The organism is Rhizobium sp. 25PS6, assembly GCF_032464655.1.
GTDB classification, from domain to species: domain Bacteria; phylum Pseudomonadota; class Alphaproteobacteria; order Rhizobiales; family Rhizobiaceae; genus Rhizobium; species Rhizobium laguerreae.
This window is the reverse complement of sequence record NZ_JAWDIV010000008.1, coordinates 210,982-230,544: the sequence shown is the minus strand read 5'-3', so window position 1 is coordinate 230,544 and position 19,563 is coordinate 210,982. Positions and strand designations below refer to the sequence as shown.

The window sequence follows — 19,563 nt, the reverse complement described above, 5'->3', positions numbered from 1 at the left end:
GAGGCGGCGGTTTTTCTATGATTGTCATCAACTGGACACCCCGTTTGCGGTACGATAGTGTGCCTTAACGGGAACATAGAAGACTGGGGAATTTCATTGGTATGGCGTCTGCAGCGGATCTGTTGCGTATTGAAAATCTCGACGTCTCCTTCTCGGTTTTCGGTGACCGGCTACGCGTCGTAAAACAAGCCAATCTTCGCATTCTTCCGGGCAAGGTCACCGCTCTCGTCGGTGAATCCGGCTCGGGGAAGTCGGTGATCAGCCAGTCGATCATGGGCATCCTGCCCAATCCGGCCAAGGCCTCGGGCAGCATCCTGTTCACCGATCCGCTCGACGGCAGCACGACCGATATTCTGTCCTTTCCGCGCGACAGCGAGGAAATGCGCGACCTGCGCGGCCGCCGCATGGCGACGATCTTCCAGGAGCCGATGACCTCGCTCTCGCCGCTGCATACGATCGGCAATCAGATCAGCGAAGTGCTGCTGATCCATACCGAAGCCGACAAGCAGGAAGCCCGTGAAAAGACCGAGGAGATGCTTGGCCTTGTCGGCTTCTCCAATCCGCATCGCACCTACGACATGTACCCGTTCGAACTGTCCGGCGGCATGCGCCAGCGCGCGATGATCGCCATGGCGCTGATCTGCAAGCCGGCGCTGCTGATCGCCGACGAGCCGACGACGGCGCTCGACGTGACGATCCAGGCGCAGATCCTCGAATTGCTCCGCGAGCTGCAGGCGAAGCTTGGCATGGCGATGCTGCTCATCACCCACGATCTCGGTATCGTCGCCAACATGGCCGACGAGGTGGTCGTCATCTATCACGGCGAGATCATGGAAGCAGGACCCGTCGAAGCGATCTTCCGCAATCCGCAGCATCCCTATCTCAAGGGCCTGATGGCCGCCGTTCCGCATTTCGACATGAAACCCGGCGAGCGGCTGAAAGCGCTGCGCGATGTAACGGTCAATCTCGAGTCCCTGGTCGGCAAGAAGAAGCCGCTCCAGGCAGAGGCGCCGGGCATCCTGCTTTCCGTCGCCAATCTCTCGAAGACCTACAAGACGCGCAAGCGCAGTTTCTTCGGCAAACATGAAGCCGCCGTCCTGCGCGCCGTCGACGACGTCAGCTTCGACATCCGCCGCGGCGAATGTCTCGGCCTGGTGGGCGAGTCCGGCTGCGGCAAGACGACGCTCAGCAAGATCCTGATGCGCGCCATCACGCCGGACAGCGGCGCAGTGGTGTTCAACGACGGCAAGGAGGTCGTCGACGTCCTCTCCGTCAAAGGCGCTGAACTGCAGGACATGCGGACCAAGATCCAGATGGTGTTCCAGGACCCGGTCTCCTCGCTCTCGCCGCGCATGACGGTGCGCAACATCCTGAGTGAACCGCTCGAGATTCATGACCGCGGCGACAGCGGCGAGCGCAAGCGCAAGGTCGAAGGATTGATGGCCGCAATCGGCCTCGACAAGCGTTATCTCAGCCGCTACCCGCACAGTTTTTCGGGCGGCCAGCGCCAGCGCATCGGCATCGCGCGCGCACTCGCGCTCGGCCCGAAGCTTGTCATTCTCGACGAGCCGGTCTCGGCGCTTGACGTCTCCGTGCAGGCGCAGATCCTCAACCTGTTGAAGGACCTGCAGAAGGAGCTGGGGCTTACCTATCTGTTCATTTCGCACAATCTCGCCGTCGTCGATTACATGGCCGACCGCATCGCGGTGATGTGCAAGGGCCGCATCGTCGAAATTGCGCCGCGCGAGATCATTCTGCGCGATCCGGTGCACCCCTATACGAAATCGCTGCTCGCCGCCGTCCCCTTCCCCGATCTCGACCGGCCGCTCGATTTCAAGGCGCTCAGGGAAAACGGCGCCGCCGACAAACAGAACTGGGGCGCGACCTTCACCGCCGAGCACGACGACGCTTCCGAGCTTGCCTATGCCGACCTCGGTGACGGCCATCTGGTGCGCGCCCGCAAGGGCGCCGATGCCAGGGAGTTGCGCTGATGGTGACGCGTCGCATCTTTCTCGGCGGCCTTGTCGGCGCGGCGATCGCACCCGCGGTGCTTCGGGCCGGACAGGTCGGCGAGCCGGAATTCCTCAAGGAGCGGCTGACATCAGGCAGCTTGCCGCCGATGGCCGAGCGCATTCCCGTCCGCCCGCGCATCGTCAACCTGAAGGAGATGGGGCTCGAACCCGGTGCCTACGGCGGCACGGTGCGCACCATCATCGGCAGCCAGCGCGACATCCGCTTCATGACGATCTACGGCTATTCCCGACTGATCGGCTACAACAAGCACCTTCAGTTCCAGCCGGATATCCTGGCTTCCTTCCAGTCCGAGGACGACACGGTCTTCACCTTCACGCTGCGCGAGGGCCATAAATGGTCCGACGGCCAGCCGTTCACGGCCGACGATTTCCGCTACTGGTGGGAAGACGTCATCCTGAACGACAAGCTGACGCCCGGCGGCGGCGCGCTGGAGCTTCGTCCGCATGGCAGCCTGCCGCGCTTCGAAATGCTCGATCCGCTGACCGTGCGCTACACGTGGGAAAAACCCAACCCGATGTTCCTGCCGACGCTGGCGGGCCCGCAGCCGCTCGTCATCTTCGGCCCCGGTCATTATCTCAAGCAGTTCCACAAGAAATTCCAGCCCGACCAGGCGAAGATGGACGAGCTGATGAAGACCTACCGCGTCAAGAAATGGCAGGATCTGCACATCAAGATGGCGCGCTCCTACCGTCCTGAGAATCCGAACCTGCCGACGCTCGATCCCTGGCGCAATACCACGCCGCTGCCGTCCGAGCAGTTCGTCTTCGAGCGCAACCCGTTCTTCCACCGCATCGACGAGACCGGCAGGCAGCTTCCCTATCTCGACCGTTTCATCCTCAACGTCTCCTCCTCGTCGATCATCGCCGCCAAGGCGGGTGCAGGCGAAGCCGACCTGCAGGTGACCGGCATCGATTTCAACGACTACACCTTCCTGAAGGAGGCCGAGAAGCGCTTCCCGGTGAAGGTCAATCTCTGGAAGCTCGCGCGCGGCTCGCGCATCACGCTGCTGCCGAATCTCAACTGCGCCGACGAGATGTGGCGCGGCCTTTTCCGCGACGTGCGCCTGCGCCGGGCGCTGTCGCTGGCGATAGACAGGCACGAGATCAACATGGTCGCCTTCTACGGCCTCGGCACGCCAAGCGCCGATACGGTCCTGCCCGACAGTCCGCTCTTCAAGCAGGAATATGCCGACGCCTTCGTGAAATTCGATCCCGACGAGGCCAACCGGCTGCTCGACGAACTCGGCTTGACCGAGCGCGGCGACGACGGCATCAGGCTGCTGCCGGACGGGCGGCGCGCCGAGATCACCGTCGAGACTGCCGGCGAGAGCAACCTCGACACCGACGTGCTTGAGCTGGTGCACGACCACTGGGCCAATATCGGCCTTGCGCTCTATACCCGCACCTCGCAGCGTGACGTCTTCCGCAACCGGGCCATGAGCGGTTCGATCATGATGTCGATCTGGTACGGCCTCGACAATGGCGTGCCGACGGCCGACATGTCGCCCTCAGGCCTTGCGCCGACACTCGACGATCAGCTGCAATGGCCGCTCTGGGGCATGCATTACCTCTCCGCCGGCCAGGAGGGCGTCGCACCCGACCTGCCGGAGGCCGCCGAACTGGTCGACCTGCTTGGCCAATGGGGCTCGACGGCGAAATTCGACGAGCGCCAGGTGATCTGGCACAAGATGCTGTCGCTCTATACGCAGCAGGTGTTCTCGATCGGCCTCATTAACAGCACGCTGCAGCCGATCCTTCGGGCCGCCAAGCTGCAGAACCTGCCGGAGAAAGCGCTCTACGGCTTCGATCCCACCTCCTATCTCGGCGTCTATATGCCGGATGCATTCTGGTACAAGGAGGCCTGAGGCGTGCTTAGATACATTCTCTGGCGCATTGCCGCCATGGTGCCGACGCTCTTCGTCATTTCGGCGCTGGTCTTCACCATCATCGAGCTGCCGCCGGGCGACTTCTTCGAGAGCCAGATCGCCGAGCTGCGCGCCTCCGGCGAGACCGCCAACCTCCAGGAAATCGAGGAGATGCGCCAGCAATACGGTTTCGACAAGCCGGAAATCGTGCGCTATTTCTACTGGGTCGGCGGCATGCTACACGGCGATTTCGGCTATTCCTTCGAATACCAGCTGCCGGTCTCCGACGTGGTCGGCGATCGTCTGTGGCTGACGATCCTCGTCTCCTTCACGACGATCCTGCTCACCTGGCTGATCGCCTTTCCGATCGGCATCTATTCGGCCACGCACCAGTACAGCTGGGGTGATTACGGGCTGACCTTCCTCGGCCTGCTCGGCATCGCCATTCCGAACTTCATGCTGGCGCTGATCCTGATGTATTTCGCCAATATCTGGTTCGGCATCTCGATCGGCCACCTGATGGACCAGCAATATATCTCGGCGCCGATGAGCTGGGAGAAGGCGCGGTCGATCCTCTCTCACCTGTGGATCCCCGTGATCATCGTCGGCACGGCCGGCACGGCCGGCATGATCCGGCGGCTGCGCGCCAACCTGCTCGACGAGATGCAGAAGCAGTATGTCGTCACCGCCCGCGCCAAGGGCCTGCCGCCGCTGAAGGCGCTGGTCAAATACCCGCTGCGCATGGCGCTCAACTTCTTCGTCGCCGATATCGGCTCGATCCTGCCGTCGATCATCTCGGGCGCCGAGATCGTCGCGATCGTGCTGTCGCTGGAGACGACGGGGCCGATGCTCATCAAGGCGCTGCAGAGCCAGGACATGTATCTCGCCGGCTCCTTCCTGATGTTCCTGGCCTTCCTCAACGTCATCGGCGTGCTGATCTCCGACATCGCGCTCGGCTTCCTTGATCCCCGCATCCGTCTGCAAGGCAGGAGCACCAAATAATGTCGCCCCTTCCCGCACCCGGCGCCCCGCTTCCGCATTACGTCTCGACCGCTCCTTTCGATCCGCTTGCGACCGAAAGCATGACGTCGGCACAATCACGCATCCATCTCGCCTCGCAGAAACAGCTGATGTGGTGGAAATTCAAGCAGCACAAGCTGGCCTTGATCTCCGGCATCTTTCTCGCCGCCGTCTACCTGATGATCCTGATCGTCGAGTTCCTGGCGCCCTACGGCCTGCACACGCGCAATGTCGATTTCATCCACGCGCCGCCGCAACCCATCCACTTCTTCGACAAGGGCAGCTTCGTCGGTCCCTTCGTCTACGGCCGCAGCATGACGCTCGATCTCGACACGCTGCACCGTGTCTATACCGACAGGCCGAACGACGTGCAGCCGATCCGTTTCTTCTGCCGCGGCGATGCCTATAAATTTTGGGGCGTTGTTGCCTCGAACTATCATCTCATCTGCCCGGCGATCGGCGGCGAGATGTTCCTGCTCGGCACCGACCGGCTCGGCCGCGACGTGCTCTCGCGTATCCTCTACGGCGCGCGGATATCGTTGACGATCGGCCTGATCGGCATTTCGATCAGTTTCGTGCTCGGTATCGTCATCGGCGGCCTTGCCGGTTATCGGGGCGGCATTTTCGATCTCATTGTCCAGCGCCTGATCGAGGTGCTGCAATCGCTGCCGAGCCTGCCGCTGTGGATGGCGCTGGCAGCCATCATGCCGGTGACATGGAGCCCGATCGTCATCTATTTCGGCATCACCGTCATCCTCGGCATCATCGACTGGACGGGGCTGGCGCGTGCTGTGCGCTCCAAGCTCCTGGCGCTGCGCGAGGAAGATTATGTCCAGGCCGCACAGCTGATGGGCGCCAGCACGCCGCGTATCATCGGCCGGCATCTCGTGCCGGGCTTTATGTCGCATCTCATTGCTTCGGCGACGATTTCGATCCCCGGCATGATCCTTGGAGAGACCGCGCTCTCCTTCCTCGGCCTCGGCCTGCGTCCGCCGATCACCAGCTGGGGCATATTGCTGACAGAAGCAAAAAGCGTCAGCGTCATCGCCTTCTATCCATGGCTGCTCTATCCGATCATTCCTGTTGTTCTTGTCATTTTGGCGTTCAACTTTCTGGGAGACGGCTTGCGTGATGCGGCAGATCCCTACAAATAGCAGGAAACGCGGCGGCGCATCACGGCACCGCCCCCACCTCTTGGCCTCCGGACGGTGGGGGTACTAAGTATGTTGCTGACCCCAGAAGGGATGCCCATGTCCAGACGTCTCGAAGATGCGCGCATCCTCATGTACAGCCACGATACTTTCGGTCTCGGCCATCTGCGCCGCTGTCGCGCCATCGCCCATGCGCTGGTCGAAGATTATCGCGGCCTCAACATCCTGATCATTTCGGGTGCGACGATCGCCGGCGCCTTCGACTACCGCGCCCGCGTCGACTTCGTGAAGATCCCGAGCGTCATCAAGCTCCGCAACGGCGAATATACGTCGCTCGCAAGCCATATCGACCTGCATGAGACGCTGAAGATGCGCGAATCGAGCATTCGCCACACGGCCGAGACCTTCCAGCCGGATATCTTCATCGTCGACAAGGAGCCGATGGGGCTGAAGGGCGAGATCGAGGATACGCTGGCCTATCTCAAGGCCCGCGGCACCGTCCTGGTGCTCGGGCTTCGCGAGATCATGGACGCGCCGCATCTGCTCGAAGCCGAGTGGAAGAAGAACAGCATCATGCAGAAGATCGACCAGTACTATGACAGCGTCTGGGTCTACGGTCCGCCTGACTTTTACGATCCGCTGATCGGTCTCGACGTGCCGGCCAGCCTGCGCCGGAAGATGGATTTCGTCGGCTTCCTGCAACGTAGCGTCTCCAGGGGCAAGACGTCGATCAACGCCCGCAAGGACAATTACCTCCTGGTCACCACGGGCGGCGGTGGCGACGGCTCCGATCTCGTCCACGACGTCATGAACGCTTACGAGGCCGATCCGACGCTGACGCAGAAGGCGCTCGTCGTGCTCGGCCCCTATATGCCGGCCGCCGAGCGCAACAAGCTGGTGCAGAAGGGCGAAGCCATCCCCTATATCGAGGTGATCGAGTTCGACAACCACATGGAAGAGCTGATCGACGGCGCCACCGGCGTCGTCGCCATGGGCGGCTACAACACCTATTGCGAGATTCTCTCCTTCGACAAGCCGGCCCTCATCGTGCCGCGCGTCAAGCCGCGCGAGGAGCAGCTGCTGCGCGCCCAGCGGGCGAGCGAGCTCGGCCTCGTCGACATGCTGCTGCCGGAACAATCCGTCGATCCGACCATCATGGCCGAGGCGCTGAAGCGCCTGCCCTCCCGCCAGCCGCCATCGAAGAGCGGCGGCAACATGCGTCTCGAAGGACTGGACCACATCTCGCAGACCGTCGGCCGATGGATCGACGGCCGCGGCAGCCATCTGTCCCTCGTCGGCGCGGAATAGGGAAAAGCCTTGCCGCCACGCCGCAAGATTCTCGTCGTGCTGAAAGGCTATCCCCGCCTTTCGGAAACCTTCATCGCCCAGGAGCTACTCGGCCTCGAAAAGGCCGGCTTCGACCTGACGTTGATTTCCATGCGCCGACCGACCGACAAGAAACGCCATCCCGTGCATGACGAGATCAAGGCGCGCGTCGTCTATCTGCCGGAATATCTGCACGAGGAGCCGATCCGCGTGCTGAAGGGCTTCATCGCCGGTTTCTCCAAGCCTGGCTTCAAGGCGCTGATGAAACGCTTCCTCGCCGACCTCAAGCGCGACATCTCCCGCAATCGCTTCCGCCGCCTTGGCCAGGCACTAGTGCTGGGGCGCGAATGGCCGGACGAGGGTGAATGGCTGCATGCCCATTTCATCCACACGCCGGCTTCGGTGACGGAATATGCGAGCATTCTCACGGACACGCCCTGGACCTGTTCGGCGCATGCCAAGGACATATGGACGTCGCCCGACTGGGAGCTGAACGAGAAACTCGGCAGCGCCCGCTGGACCGTCACCTGCACCAGGACAGGCTACGACCACATGCGGACGCTGACGTCACGCAGGGAGGCCGTGCACCTGAGTTACCACGGTCTCGATCTCGCCCGCTTCGGCCATTTTGCCGGCGAGCGTTCGGACCGCACCGGCAGCGACCCCGACGATCCGGCCTTCATCCTCAGCGTCGGCCGCGCCGTCGAGAAGAAGGGCTACGACGTGCTGCTGCGCGCGCTGGCACTTTTGCCCGCCGACCTTCACTGGCGCATGGACCATATCGGCGGCGGCGAGGAGCTTGCGAAACTGAAGGCGCTGGCAACCAAACTCGGCATTTCCGGCCGCATCGTCTGGAAGGGCGCCATGGCGCAGGAAGACGTGCTCGATCATTACCGCCGCGCCGACCTCTTCGCGCTTGCCTGCCGCATCGCCGCCAACGGCGACCGCGACGGCCTGCCGAACGTCCTGGTCGAAGCCTCAAGCCAGCGGCTCGTCTGCCTCTCGACCGAAGTATCCGGCGTGCCGGAGCTCCTGAAGAACGGTGAAAACGGTCTCGTCGTGCCGCCCGAGGACCCGGCGCAGCTGGCCAGCGCGCTGGAGGCGGCGATCCGCAACCCGGCACTGCGCAAGCGCCTTGGCGACGCCGCCGAAAGCCAGGTGCGCGAACATTTCGACTATCACTCCAGCATCCGGCAGCTCACCGGCCTGTTCGAGGCCGAATGGCAGAAGGCGTCATGACGGCACCGCGTATTTTCTTCTATGTCCAGCACCTGCTCGGCATCGGCCACATAGCCCGCGCCAGCCGCATCGCCAATGCGCTTGTCAAGGACGGTTTTGACGTGACTGTCGTGACCGGCGGCCTGCCGGTGCCGGGCTTTCCGGGCGAAGGCACAAAGACCGTGGCCTTGCCGGCGGTCGTCGCCAGCAATGCCGGTTTCTCCGGCCTCGCCGACGCCGAGGGCCGGCCGGCGGACGAGGATTTCCTCCATGCCCGCCACCAGCTGCTGCTCGATGCCTTCCATGCCGCAAGACCGGATGTCGTCATCATCGAAGCCTTCCCCTTCGGCCGGCGACAGATGCGTTTCGAACTGCTGCCGCTGCTCGAGGCGATCGAAAAGGCCGAACCGCGGCCGAAACTCTTGAGCTCGGTGCGCGACATCCTGCAGGAAAACCGCAAGGCCGGCCGCGACGCGGAGACGGTGACGCTGGTCAAGGACCATTTCGATGCCGTGCTCGTCCACGGCGATCCCGGTTTCGTCAGGCTTGAGGACACCTTCCCGCTGACATCCGAGATCGCCGACAGGCTGCTTTATACCGGCCTCGTCGCAGCCCCGCCGGCGCCGGAACCTGCCGAGACATTCGACATCATCGCATCGGCGGGCGGCGGCGCGGTCGGCGCCGCGCTGATCGGCGCGGCCAAAGAGGCGGCAGCGCTGCTGCCCGCCGATCTTCGCTGGCTGCTGGTCGCCGGCCCCAACCTGCCTGAGGCCGATTTCGCCGCGCTTTCCGAGGACGCGGCGGCGAATATGACGCTGGTGCGCTTCCGCAAGGATTTTCCCTCGCTGCTGCGCGGTGCGAAAGTCTCGATCTCTCAGGCAGGCTACAATACGGTCGGCGATCTGCTGCGCACCGAATGCCGGGCAATCCTCATCCCCTTCGTCGCCGGCGGCGAGACCGAGCAGACGGTGCGCGCCGAACGGCTGCAGGCGCTCGGCCTCGCCGATATCCTGCCGGAAAACGGACTGACGGCGGGCCATGTGAAGGAGGCAGTCGAAAAGGCGCTCGCCGCACAGCCACGGGGGCCGGTCTTGCTCGACCTCGACGGGGCGGAGAAAACCGCCGGCATCATTCGCTCCATGATTGCCGAATCCCTCGCCTAATCCAAAATTCCTGTGATATAAGCAATGTTCCGGCGAGAATCGGCATTTTTGCAGCCGGTCGCTTCGCCTTGTTTTCATTGCGATATCGGCGGTCCGGCTGCATGATCCTGTTCTCAAAATTCCTCCCCGTCCCGGCGCCCGGATCGCGCCCCCGGAATTTCCCAGCAAGCTGACGGTTAGCCATGGAAAAAAGCCTCGCCCGCTACATCTGGAAGAACACGCGGCTGCAGCAGCTGTGGATTCTGGCTGTCGTCGCTGCATCGATGGTGCCCTACTTCCTGTCCTTCGACCTGCCGAAGCAGATCGTCAACGGACCGATCCAGGGTGACGGTTTCGAAGGTCCGGGCGCGACGCAGACCTTCATGCACATTGCCTACGACCTGCCGCTGATTGGCCATGTCGAATTCTTTCAAGGGTTGCAGCTCAACCGCTTCCAGATGCTGATGGCGCTCAGCCTGGTTTTTCTGGCGCTGGTGGTGCTGAACGGCCTCTTCAAATTCTACATCAACACCTATAAGGGCCGTCTCGGCGAGCGCATGCTGCGCCGCATCCGCTTCGAGCTGATCGACCGGGTGCTGCGCTTTCCGCCCATTCACTTCAAGCGGGTGAAATCGGCCGAGATCGCCACCATGATCAAGGACGAGGTGGAGCCGATGGGCGGCTTCACCGGCGACGCCTTCGTTTCCCCTGCTCTTCTCGGCGGCCAGGCGATAACGGCGCTCGTCTTCATCATCGTCCAGAATTTCTGGCTTGGCATGATCGCCGCCGGCATCGTCGGCGTCCAGGCCATCGTCATCCCCCGCATGCGCAAGCGCCTCTTGGAACTCGGCCGCCAGCGGCAGCTGACGGCGCGCGAACTCTCCGGCCGCGTCGGCGAAATCGTCGAGGGCATCGGCACGATCCACGGCAACGACACGTCGAATCTCGAACGCGCCGACATCGCCTCGCGGCTCGGACGGATTTTCTCGATCCGCTACGACCTTTACCAGTGGAAGTTCCTGGTGAAGTTCATCAACAACTTCCTCGCCCAGGTCACGCCGTTCCTGTTCTACGCGATCGGCGGCTATCTTGCGCTCCAGGGCCGGCTCGACATCGGCCAGCTTGTCGCCGTCATATCAGCCTACAAGGACCTGCCCGGCCCGCTGAAGGAACTGATCGACTGGGACCAGATGCGCCAGGACGTGCAGGTGAAATACCAGCAGGTCTACGAGCAGTTCAACGTCGAGCCGCTGATCGACAGCCGCATTCAGGAACTCGCAACCGCCCCGGTCGGCCCGTTGACTGGCGCGTTCGTCATCACCAATCTGACGCTCTCCGACGACAGCGGCGCTCGCATCGTCGATCACGTCTCCGTTGAGATCAAGCCGAACGAGACGGTGGCGATCGTCGGGCCGAACGGCAGCGGCGCTGAAGCCTTCGCCGAAGCGCTCGGACGCATGGTCTGGCCGGACTCCGGCCGTATCACCATCGACGGACGCGATCTCCTGGAGCTGCCGGAATCGATTACCGGCCGGCGGATCTCCTATGCCTCGGCGGACACTTTCTTCTTCCACGGGACGCTCGCCAGCAATCTGCTCTACGGCCTGAAACATGCGCCGATGACCGATCCGATTTACGACGAGCGGGAAGCACTGGAGTATAAATGGCATTCCGCCGAGGCGGAAAAGGCCGGCAATCCGACGCTCGACCTCAACAGCGACTGGGTGGACTACAAGGCTGCCGGCGCCAGCGGGCCCGAGGACCTGCTCACAGCGATCCGCCCGGTGCTCGACGCCGTCCTGATCTCGCAGGACATCCTCGATTTGGCGCTGCGCTCGACCGTCAACACCGACGTGCATGTGGCGCTCGGCGACCACGTCGTGGCGCTACGCGCCTCGCTCAGGGACCGGCTGCGCGACGAGGGGCTCGACACGATCGTCGTGCCTTTCGACTTCGATGCCTATAACGCCCAGGCGACGGTCGGCGAGAACCTGCTCTTCGGCACGATGAAGCGGCCGTTGATGACCAACCGGAGGCTGGCCGCGCATCCCTATTTCCAGCAGCTTTTCCGTGAGACCGGCCTCAGCACCGATCTCTACGCCATGGGCCTCGAGATCGCCGAAAACGCGGTGGAACTCTTCCACGACCTGCCGCCCGACCATCCATTCTTCCAGCAGCTGACCTTCATGACGGCGGACGACATCCCGACCTATCAGGCGTTGCTGCAGAAGCTGCAAAGCCGCCGCTTCGAGGACGCCACGCCGGAAGAACGTTCGGCCATCATCCGGCTGAGTTTTGCCTATATCGAGCCGCGCCATCGCTTCGGCTTGCTGCCGAACGAGCTCATGGACAAAATCGTCAGCGCCCGCAAGCAGTTCCACGAGCATATTCCGGCCGATCTCGCCGAGCTGATCGAGCGTTACGATGCCGAGCGTTTCACCCCGTCGGCAAGCCTGATGGACAATGTGCTCTTCGGCCGTATCGCCTATCAGCAGGCCGACGCTTCCGACCGCATCCGCGGCATCATGGGCGAACTCTTCGATGCGCTCGACCTTTATGACGACGTGCTGTCGATCGGCCTCGAATTCGACGTCGGCTCCGGCGGCAAACGACTGACCATGGTGCAGCGGCAGAAGCTAAACCTGGCCCGCGCGCTGTTGAAGCGCTCGGACTATTTCATCTTCAACCGGCCGCTGTCGGCGCTTGACCAGCGCGTTCAAGATCAGATCACCCGCAACATCATCGAGGGCCTGCACGAAGAAGGCCATCGGCCGGCGATCATCTGGGTGCTCTCCAACGCCCGGCAGGCCGAGATGTTCGACCGGATCCTGCTCTTTGACCGCGGCGGATTGGCGGAGGCCGGAAACTATCCGGAACTTTCCGCGAAAAACGGGATGTTCAAGGAGCTGTTATCGTAATATTCTATAGGGGCGGCGATGGTGGGTGTTCTTGATGGGGACACCTCGAAGTTTGAAGATGCCTGGTCCTGCGGGACCCGGCATCAGGGGATTGAAACGCTCATGCTGTTGAGAGACGAAGTCGAAATGCTCCGAAGGGTGCCGATCTTTTCGAGGATCGCGCCAGCAAAGCTCAAGCTTTTGGCCTTTACCTCCGATCGCATGACCTACAAGGCCGGACAGGACCTTTTCCATCAGGGCGATGTCGGTGATGCCGCCTATGTCGTCCTCTCGGGCACCGCCGACGTCGTCGTCGCATCACCGGCCGGCGAGATCAAGGTCGCTGACGTCGAACCCAATTCCATCGTCGGCGAAATCGCCATCCTCTGCGATGTCTCGCGCACGGCAACGGTCCGCGCCACCTCGTCGCTAGAGGTGCTGCGCATCAGCAAGGAGCATTTCCTGAAGCTGCTCAGCGATTTCCCCGAAATGGCCGTGGAAATCATGCGGGTGCTGGCCGACCGCCTGAACCACACCACCGCGGAACTAACCGCGGCCCGGGCGGCGAAGCAGCCTCAGATGGCGCAGTAAGGTTTTTCAGGATTTCGCCGGCCATTTCCGTGCGCCTGTACGAAGCGCAAAATTCCAGCTGTTGATCTTTTGGCGAACATGACAGCTCACCATAAAAGATGTGCGTGAGATGACCGGTTCCGTTCCAGCAATGCGTCCAGGCCGGCCGATCTTCGGCTGATGGACAAGAAAATCGGCTGACTCTCCACCTCATCAAGCTGACTTGTCGCGACACCGACATTCTGTTCGGCGATAAACTGAATTGCTTTCTTGCGATCTGATGTTGCTTTCGCACGCCGGGCAAATGCCTGCATGGCTTCCCATGCAGGCCATTTGTTCGACTGCGTCTATTCCCGCTGCTCCAGCGCCCTGCTGAAGGCAAGTGCTGCAAGCGTGCAGATGGCGCCGGACAGCAGGTAGTAACCGACGAAAGTCAGGCCGAAGCGGCTGGAGAGGCTGAGCGCCACCAGCGGCGCAAAACCCGCACCGATCAACCAGGCCAGATCCGATGTGAAGGCGGCACCGGTATAGCGGTAGCCGCGGCCGAAGCGGGACGAGATCGAGCCCGTCGCCTGGCCGAAGGAAAGGCCGAGCACGCCGAAGCCGATGATGACGAAAGCGTCATGGCCGCTGTTGCCGGATGCGATCAGGCTCGGCCCAACGAAGCTGAAGACGGCGATGATGACGGCGCAGATGGCAAGTTGGGCGCGCCGGCCGATGCGGTCGGCAATCAGTCCTGATGCAATGATGGTGATGATCCCGACCATGGCGCCGACCACCTGCACCACCATGAAGGTGCCGATCGGCTGGTTGCCGTAAAGGCTCATCCAGCCGAGCGGGAAAATGGTGACGAGGTGGAACATGGCGAAGCTTGCGAGCGGCACGAAAGCGCCGATCAGAATGTCGCGGCCGTGAACGCGCAGCACGTCGAGGATGGGGGCTGCTTCCAGCTCGTGCTGCTCCAGCAGCGTGCCGAACTCCTTGGTCATGACGAGCCGCAAACGCGCAAACAGCGCCACGACGTTGATCGCGAAGGCGACGAAGAAGGGATAACGCCAGCCCCAGGAGAGGAAATCCTCACTGGAAAGATTGGCGACGAAATAACCAAACAGGGTGCTGGCCAGCGCAAAACCGATCGGCGCACCGAGCTGCGGGATCATCGCATACCAGCCGCGGTGCTTGGCCGGCGCGTTGAGCGCGAGCAGCGAGGCAAGGCCGTCCCAGGCGCCGCCGAGCGCGAAGCCCTGGCCGAGGCGGAAGAGCGCCAGCAACGCGATCGACCAGACGCCGATCTCGTTGTAACCCGGCAGGAAGGCGATCGAGGCCGTGGAGCCGCCGAGCAGGAAAAGCGCGATCGTCAGCTTGGTGCCACGGCCGTACAGCCGATCGATCGTCATGAAGACGACGGAGCCGACGGGGCGGGCCAGGAAGGCAAGCGAGAAGATGGCGAAAGAATAGAGCGTGCCGGTCAGCCTGTCCGGAGCGAAAGGGAAAATCAGCTGTGGAAAGACCAGGACCGAGGCGAGGCCGTAGACGAAGAAATCGAAGAATTCCGACATGCGGCCGATCACCACGCCGATGGCGATACTACCAGGAGACACCGGCTTGTCGTCGTGAATGCGCCGCGCGTCGCGTTCCAGCGACGACGATGACGGCCCGTATTGCGATGTTGTAGCCATGAAACGCCTCCCTCGTTGAAGCGCTTTCGGCAAGGCGCCTCAACCTGATCTTGATCAAACCTGCAGGCTTATCAAGTCCGTAAGACGTAAATAGTTCATCATCACGGCTCAAATTGAGGCGTAGGCGGAAAAAATACCGTGATCCGGACCGCGATTTTTCCCGGGGACGCTGGCTTGGCCGGCTCTTGCGGATATATTGATTTGAAACATGCGCTGGCGAAAGAATCCTTCTTGATTTCATCAGGATTCCAAAGCTGTAGTGCACCATGATTTGTGCCGCAGTGCGGCATCCTTGCTGCACTGCGACCAAACACCTCATGTCGCTATCAGGTTCAGTGCGTTAGTCGCGGAACGAACGAAACAACAAGAGCTTAGAGACGTGCTAAAACTCGTGAAGTTTTCCCGCCTTCTATCCGTCTTGCCGCTGCTTTTCCTGGCAGGATGCAACATGGTGGTCATGGCGCCCTCCGGCGACATCGCCGCGCAACAGCGCGATCTCATCGTCATCTCGACGGTGCTAATGCTTCTGATCATCATCCCGGTGATCTTCCTGACGCTGTTCTTCGCCTGGCGCTACCGCCGCTCCAACACGGCCGCCACCTACGCGCCGGAATGGCACCATTCGACCCGCCTCGAAATCGTGATCTGGGCAGCGCCGCTTGCGATCATCATCGCGCTCGGCGCCGTGACCTGGATTTCCACCCATAAGCTCGATCCCTACCGCCCGCTCGACCGCCTCGATGCGGAGCGCGCCATTCCGGCCAATACCAAGCCGCTGATCGTCGAGGTCGTGGCGCTCGACTGGAAGTGGCTGTTCTTCTATCCCGAACTCGGCATTGCCACCGTCAACGAACTCGCTGCCCCGGTCGATATGCCGATCAATTTCAAGATCACCGCCTCCTCGGTGATGAACTCCTTCTATATCCCTGCCCTAGCCGGCCAGATCTATGCAATGCCCGGCATGGAGACGAAGCTGCACGCCGTCATCAACCGGCAAGGCGAATACGAGGGCTTCTCCGCCAATTATAGCGGAAGCGGCTTCTCGCATATGCGCTTCAAGTTCCACGGCCTCGACCAAGCGGGCTTTGACGCCTGGGTGGCTGAGGTCAAGCAGCAGGGCACGATGCTCAACCGCGACGCTTATCTCAAGCTCGAGAAGCCGAGCGAGAAGGAACCGGTGCGTTATTATGCCGGCGCCGATGCCGACCTTTACAACGCCATCCTCAACATGTGCGCCACTCCGGGCAAGATGTGCATGAACGAGATGATGCACATCGACATGATGGGCGGCGGCGGCAAGGAAAGTGCGGAGAACCGCGAGAAGCTGCAATACGACAACCGTCATGCCGACGAAGGCATCGTGGCGCCCGCCGCCACCGTGCCGGCGACCGGGGCTCCGGCACGCAGCGAGCCTGCCGAGCGGACCGACGGCATGCAGCACGACATGCCCGGCATGGACATGCAGCATGAGGGTCATTCCATGCCCGGCACGGACAACGGCGCCACTCCGGCGCCGGCGCAGCTCAACAACAACAATTAACCTGGCGCTTTGCGTCGCAAGACATAATGAACGGGTTGTTCCATGTTTTCCAATCCTGACCTCCTGAAGTTCGTCTTCGGCCGGTTGACCCTCGATGCCATCCCCTATCACGAGCCGATCCTGGTCGTGACCTTCATCGGCGTCGTCATCGGCGGTCTCGCTGTGCTCGGCATCATCACCTATTTCAAGTTCTGGGGTCCGCTTTGGCGCGACTGGATCTGCAGCGTCGATCACAAGAAGATCGGCATCATGTATGTGATCCTCGCCGTCATCATGCTGCTGCGCGGCTTTTCCGACGCGATCATGATGCGCGTCCAGCAGGCGATCGCCTTCAACGGCTCGGAGGGCTATCTGCCGCCGCACCATTACGACCAGGTCTTCACCGCCCACGGCGTCATCATGATCTTCTTCGTGGCGATGCCCTTCGTCACCGGTCTGATGAACTTCGTGGTGCCGCTGCAGATCGGCGCGCGCGACGTCTCCTTCCCCTTCCTCAACAACTTCTCTTTCTGGATGACCACCGCCGGCGCGATCATCATCATGCTGTCGCTGTTCATTGGCGAATTCGCCCAGACCGGTTGGCTCGCCTACCCGCCGCTGTCGGGCGCAGCCTACAGTCCGGGCGTCGGCGTCGATTATTATATCTGGGGCCTGCAGGTGGCCGGTGTCGGAACGACGCTTTCGGGCATCAACCTGATCGCCACCATCGTCAAGATGCGTGCGCCGGGCATGACCTTCATGAAGATGCCGGTCTTCACCTGGACGGCGCTCTGCACCAACGTGCTGATCGTCGCCTCCTTCCCGATCCTGACGGCAACGCTGGCGCTTCTGTCGCTCGACCGCTATGCCGGGACGAACTTCTTTACCAATGACCTCGGCGGCAACCCGATGATGTACATCAATCTCATCTGGATCTGGGGTCATCCTGAAGTCTACATTCTCGTGCTGCCGGCCTTCGGCATCTTCTCGGAAGTCGTCGCCACCTTCTCCGGCAAACGCCTCTTCGGCTACGCCTCCATGGTCTACGCGACCTGCGTGATCATGATTCTCTCCTACATCGTCTGGCTGCACCACTTCTTCACGATGGGCTCGGGCGCTTCCGTCAATTCCTTCTTCGGCATCACCACGATGATCATCTCGATCCCCACCGGGGCAAAGATCTTCAACTGGCTCTTCACCATGTATCGCGGCCGCATCCGTTTTGAGGTGCCGATGCTGTGGACAGTCGGCTTCATGGTGACCTTCGTCATCGGCGGCATGACCGGCGTCATGCTTGCCGTGCCGCCGGCCGACTTCGTGCTGCACAATTCGCTGTTCCTCATCGCCCACTTCCACAACGTCATCATCGGCGGCGTTCTCTTCGGCATGTTCGCCGGCGTGAACTACTGGTTCCCGAAGGCCTTCGGCTTCAAGCTCGATCCCTTCTGGGGCAAGATGAGCTTCTGGTTCTGGCAGATCGGCTTCTGGTTCGCCTTCATGCCGCTCTACGTGCTCGGCCTGATGGGCGTCACCCGCCGCGTGAGCCAGTTCGAGGATCCGTCGCTGCAGATCTGGTTCATCATCGCCGCTTTCGGCGTCGGCCTGATCGCGCTCGGTATCGCCGCCTTCCTCATCCAGATCGTCGTCAGCTTCATGAAACGCGAGGAATTGCGCGACGATAGTGGCGATCCCTGGGATGGCCGCACGCTGGAATGGTCGACCTCTTCGCCGCCGCCGGATTACAACTTCGCCTTCACGCCCGTCGTCCACGACCATGACAGCTGGTACGACATGAAGAACCGTGGTTATGCGCGTCCGCTGGAAGGCTTCCGGCCGATCCACATGCCGAAAAACACCGGCACCGGCGCAATCCTGTCGGCCATCAGCGTCGCCCTCGCCTTCGGCCTGATCTGGTATATGTGGTGGCTGGTGGCCGTCTCCTTCGTCGCCATGCTCGTCGTCGCGATCGGTCATACCTTCAACTACAGACGCGACTTTCACATCCCCGCCGAAGAGGTGACCGAAACGGAAGGCAAGCGCACGGCGTTGCTTGCCGAGCAGGTGTAATGACCATGAGCGATCAGACTATCGACACGGCCGAAAAGCCTGAATTCTACCTGACGGAGGATCATCATCCGGAAAACAGCACCAACCTCGGCTTCTGGCTCTACCTGATGAGCGACTGCCTGATCTTCGCTGTGCTGTTTGCAACGCATGGCGTGCTCGGCCGCAACTATGCCGCAGGCCCGTCGCCCGCCGATCTCTTCGATCTGCCGATCGTTGCCCTCAACACCTCGATGCTGCTGTTTTCCTCGATCACCTACGGCTTCGCCATGCTGCAGATGGAGCGCAACGCCAAGGCGGAAACACTGTTCTGGCTTGGCGTGACCGGCTTGTTCGGCGCAGCCTTCATCGGGCTCGAACTCTACGAGTTCATCCACCTGATCCACGAAGGCGCCGGGCCGACGCGCAGCGCCTTCCTCTCCTCCTTCTTCACGCTCGTCGGCACTCACGGGCTGCACGTCACCTTCGGCATCATCTGGCTAATCACGCTGATGGTGCAGGTGTCGATGCACGGGCTGATCGAGGCCAACCGCCGCCGCCTGATGTGCCTCTCGATGTTCTGGCACTTCCTCGACGTCGTCTGGATCGGCGTCTTTTCCTTCGTCTATCTGCTGGGAGTTCTCGGATGAGTTCGCAAGCACCTGCCCATGAGGATGCCCACGAGGCTCATCACGGCCACAGCCACGGCCATCAGGCCGGCCATGGCACGTTCCGCAGCTACATGACGGGCTTCGTGCTCTCCGTCATCCTGACCGCCATTCCCTTCTGGCTTGTCATGTCAGGCGTGTTCGACAGCCCGACGCTGACGGCGGTGCTGGTGATGGGCCTCGGGGCGATCCAGATCGTCGTCCATATGGTGTTCTTCCTGCACATGAATACCAGGAGCGAGGGTGGCTGGACGATCATGGCGCTGATCTTCACCCTCATCATCGTCGCCATCGCGCTCTCGGGCTCGCTCTGGGTCATGCATCATCTCAACACCAACATGATGCCGATGAGCCCCGAGATGATGAAGAACATGCCCTGACTGTCGCCAGGGGGCGGCGGCAAAGCCGCCCGCAGCAGTTCAGTCCAGCACC

The 19,563-nt window shown here is 61.9% G+C and carries 15 protein-coding genes; 13 read left to right on the top strand and 2 right to left on the bottom strand.

The features are described from left to right. Nucleotides 1-101 precede the first annotated feature (101 nt). The 9 genes from RWK44_RS13970 to RWK44_RS13930 all read left to right on the top strand — a co-directional run bounded on the left by RWK44_RS13970 (nt 102) and on the right by RWK44_RS13930 (nt 13,243). The gene (locus RWK44_RS13970; protein WP_222010974.1) at nt 102-1,991 is read left to right on the top strand and encodes an ABC transporter ATP-binding protein; all 1,890 of its coding nucleotides are present in this window, start codon (nt 102-104) and stop codon (nt 1,989-1,991) included. Beyond that, nucleotides 1,991-3,898: an ABC transporter substrate-binding protein gene (locus tag RWK44_RS13965; RefSeq protein WP_222010973.1), complete on the top strand. Its 1,908-nt coding sequence runs from the start codon at nt 1,991-1,993 to the stop codon at nt 3,896-3,898. The genes RWK44_RS13970 and RWK44_RS13965 overlap by 1 nt, the downstream gene beginning before the upstream one ends. Before the next feature lie 3 nt (nt 3,899-3,901). Further along, nucleotides 3,902-4,900: an ABC transporter permease gene (locus tag RWK44_RS13960; RefSeq protein WP_168282009.1), complete on the top strand. Its 999-nt coding sequence runs from the start codon at nt 3,902-3,904 to the stop codon at nt 4,898-4,900. Then, nucleotides 4,900-6,072, top strand: coding sequence for an ABC transporter permease (locus tag RWK44_RS13955; protein ID WP_165504387.1), 1,173 nt, complete (start codon nt 4,900-4,902; stop codon nt 6,070-6,072). Before RWK44_RS13960 ends, RWK44_RS13955 begins: the two co-directional genes overlap by 1 nt. Before the next feature lie 96 nt (nt 6,073-6,168). Beyond that, a complete protein-coding gene (locus RWK44_RS13950) occupies nt 6,169-7,377 on the top strand; it encodes a glycosyltransferase family protein (RefSeq protein WP_020052924.1) in 1,209 nt (402 codons plus the stop codon). Between the two features lie 9 nt (nt 7,378-7,386). Next, nucleotides 7,387-8,634: a glycosyltransferase family 4 protein gene (locus RWK44_RS13945; RefSeq protein ID WP_020052923.1), complete on the top strand. Its 1,248-nt coding sequence runs from the start codon at nt 7,387-7,389 to the stop codon at nt 8,632-8,634. Further along, nucleotides 8,631-9,776 (top strand): glycosyltransferase family protein, encoded by a 1,146-nt coding sequence (locus tag RWK44_RS13940; RefSeq protein ID WP_316028956.1) that lies wholly within the window; start codon nt 8,631-8,633, stop codon nt 9,774-9,776. Before RWK44_RS13945 ends, RWK44_RS13940 begins: the two co-directional genes overlap by 4 nt. A 182-nt stretch (nt 9,777-9,958) precedes the next feature. Beyond that, on the top strand, nt 9,959-12,673 hold the full coding sequence (locus RWK44_RS13935) for an ABC transporter transmembrane domain-containing protein (protein WP_131662424.1): 2,715 nt from the start codon (nt 9,959-9,961) through the stop codon (nt 12,671-12,673). 102 nt (nt 12,674-12,775) lie between these two features. Then, on the top strand, nt 12,776-13,243 hold the full coding sequence (locus RWK44_RS13930; RefSeq protein WP_077979955.1) for a cyclic nucleotide-binding domain-containing protein: 468 nt from the start codon (nt 12,776-12,778) through the stop codon (nt 13,241-13,243). An 86-nt stretch (nt 13,244-13,329) separates the two neighbouring features. Here the strand turns inward: RWK44_RS13930 and RWK44_RS13925 are convergent, their stop codons facing one another. Both RWK44_RS13925 and RWK44_RS13920 read right to left on the bottom strand, forming a co-directional pair. After that, nucleotides 13,330-13,536: a hypothetical protein gene (locus RWK44_RS13925; protein WP_245503795.1), complete on the bottom strand. Its 207-nt coding sequence runs from the start codon at nt 13,534-13,536 to the stop codon at nt 13,330-13,332. Nucleotides 13,537-13,569: 33 nt separating this feature from the next. Further along, nucleotides 13,570-14,901, bottom strand: a complete 1,332-nt coding sequence (locus tag RWK44_RS13920) for an MFS transporter (RefSeq protein WP_131662425.1) — start codon at nt 14,899-14,901, stop codon at nt 13,570-13,572. 379 nt (nt 14,902-15,280) lie between these two features. Between RWK44_RS13920 and cyoA the strand changes: the two genes are divergently transcribed. Genes cyoA through cyoD form a run of 4 tightly spaced genes read left to right on the top strand, consistent with a single transcriptional unit; the run spans nt 15,281 to nt 19,511 of the window. After that, nucleotides 15,281-16,441 carry a ubiquinol oxidase subunit II gene (gene cyoA / locus RWK44_RS13915; protein WP_131662426.1) on the top strand — a complete coding sequence of 387 codons (1,161 nt, stop codon included), beginning with the start codon at nt 15,281-15,283 and terminating at the stop codon, nt 16,439-16,441. A 42-nt stretch (nt 16,442-16,483) separates the two neighbouring features. Continuing rightward, nucleotides 16,484-18,487: a cytochrome o ubiquinol oxidase subunit I gene (cyoB, locus tag RWK44_RS13910; protein ID WP_077979957.1), complete on the top strand. Its 2,004-nt coding sequence runs from the start codon at nt 16,484-16,486 to the stop codon at nt 18,485-18,487. A 5-nt stretch (nt 18,488-18,492) separates the two neighbouring features. Continuing rightward, nucleotides 18,493-19,113, top strand: coding sequence for a cytochrome o ubiquinol oxidase subunit III (gene cyoC / locus RWK44_RS13905; RefSeq protein ID WP_025397699.1), 621 nt, complete (start codon nt 18,493-18,495; stop codon nt 19,111-19,113). After that, the gene (gene cyoD / locus RWK44_RS13900) at nt 19,110-19,511 is read left to right on the top strand and encodes a cytochrome o ubiquinol oxidase subunit IV (protein ID WP_131662427.1); all 402 of its coding nucleotides are present in this window, start codon (nt 19,110-19,112) and stop codon (nt 19,509-19,511) included. The genes cyoC and cyoD overlap by 4 nt, the downstream gene beginning before the upstream one ends. Nucleotides 19,512-19,563 lie beyond the last annotated feature (52 nt).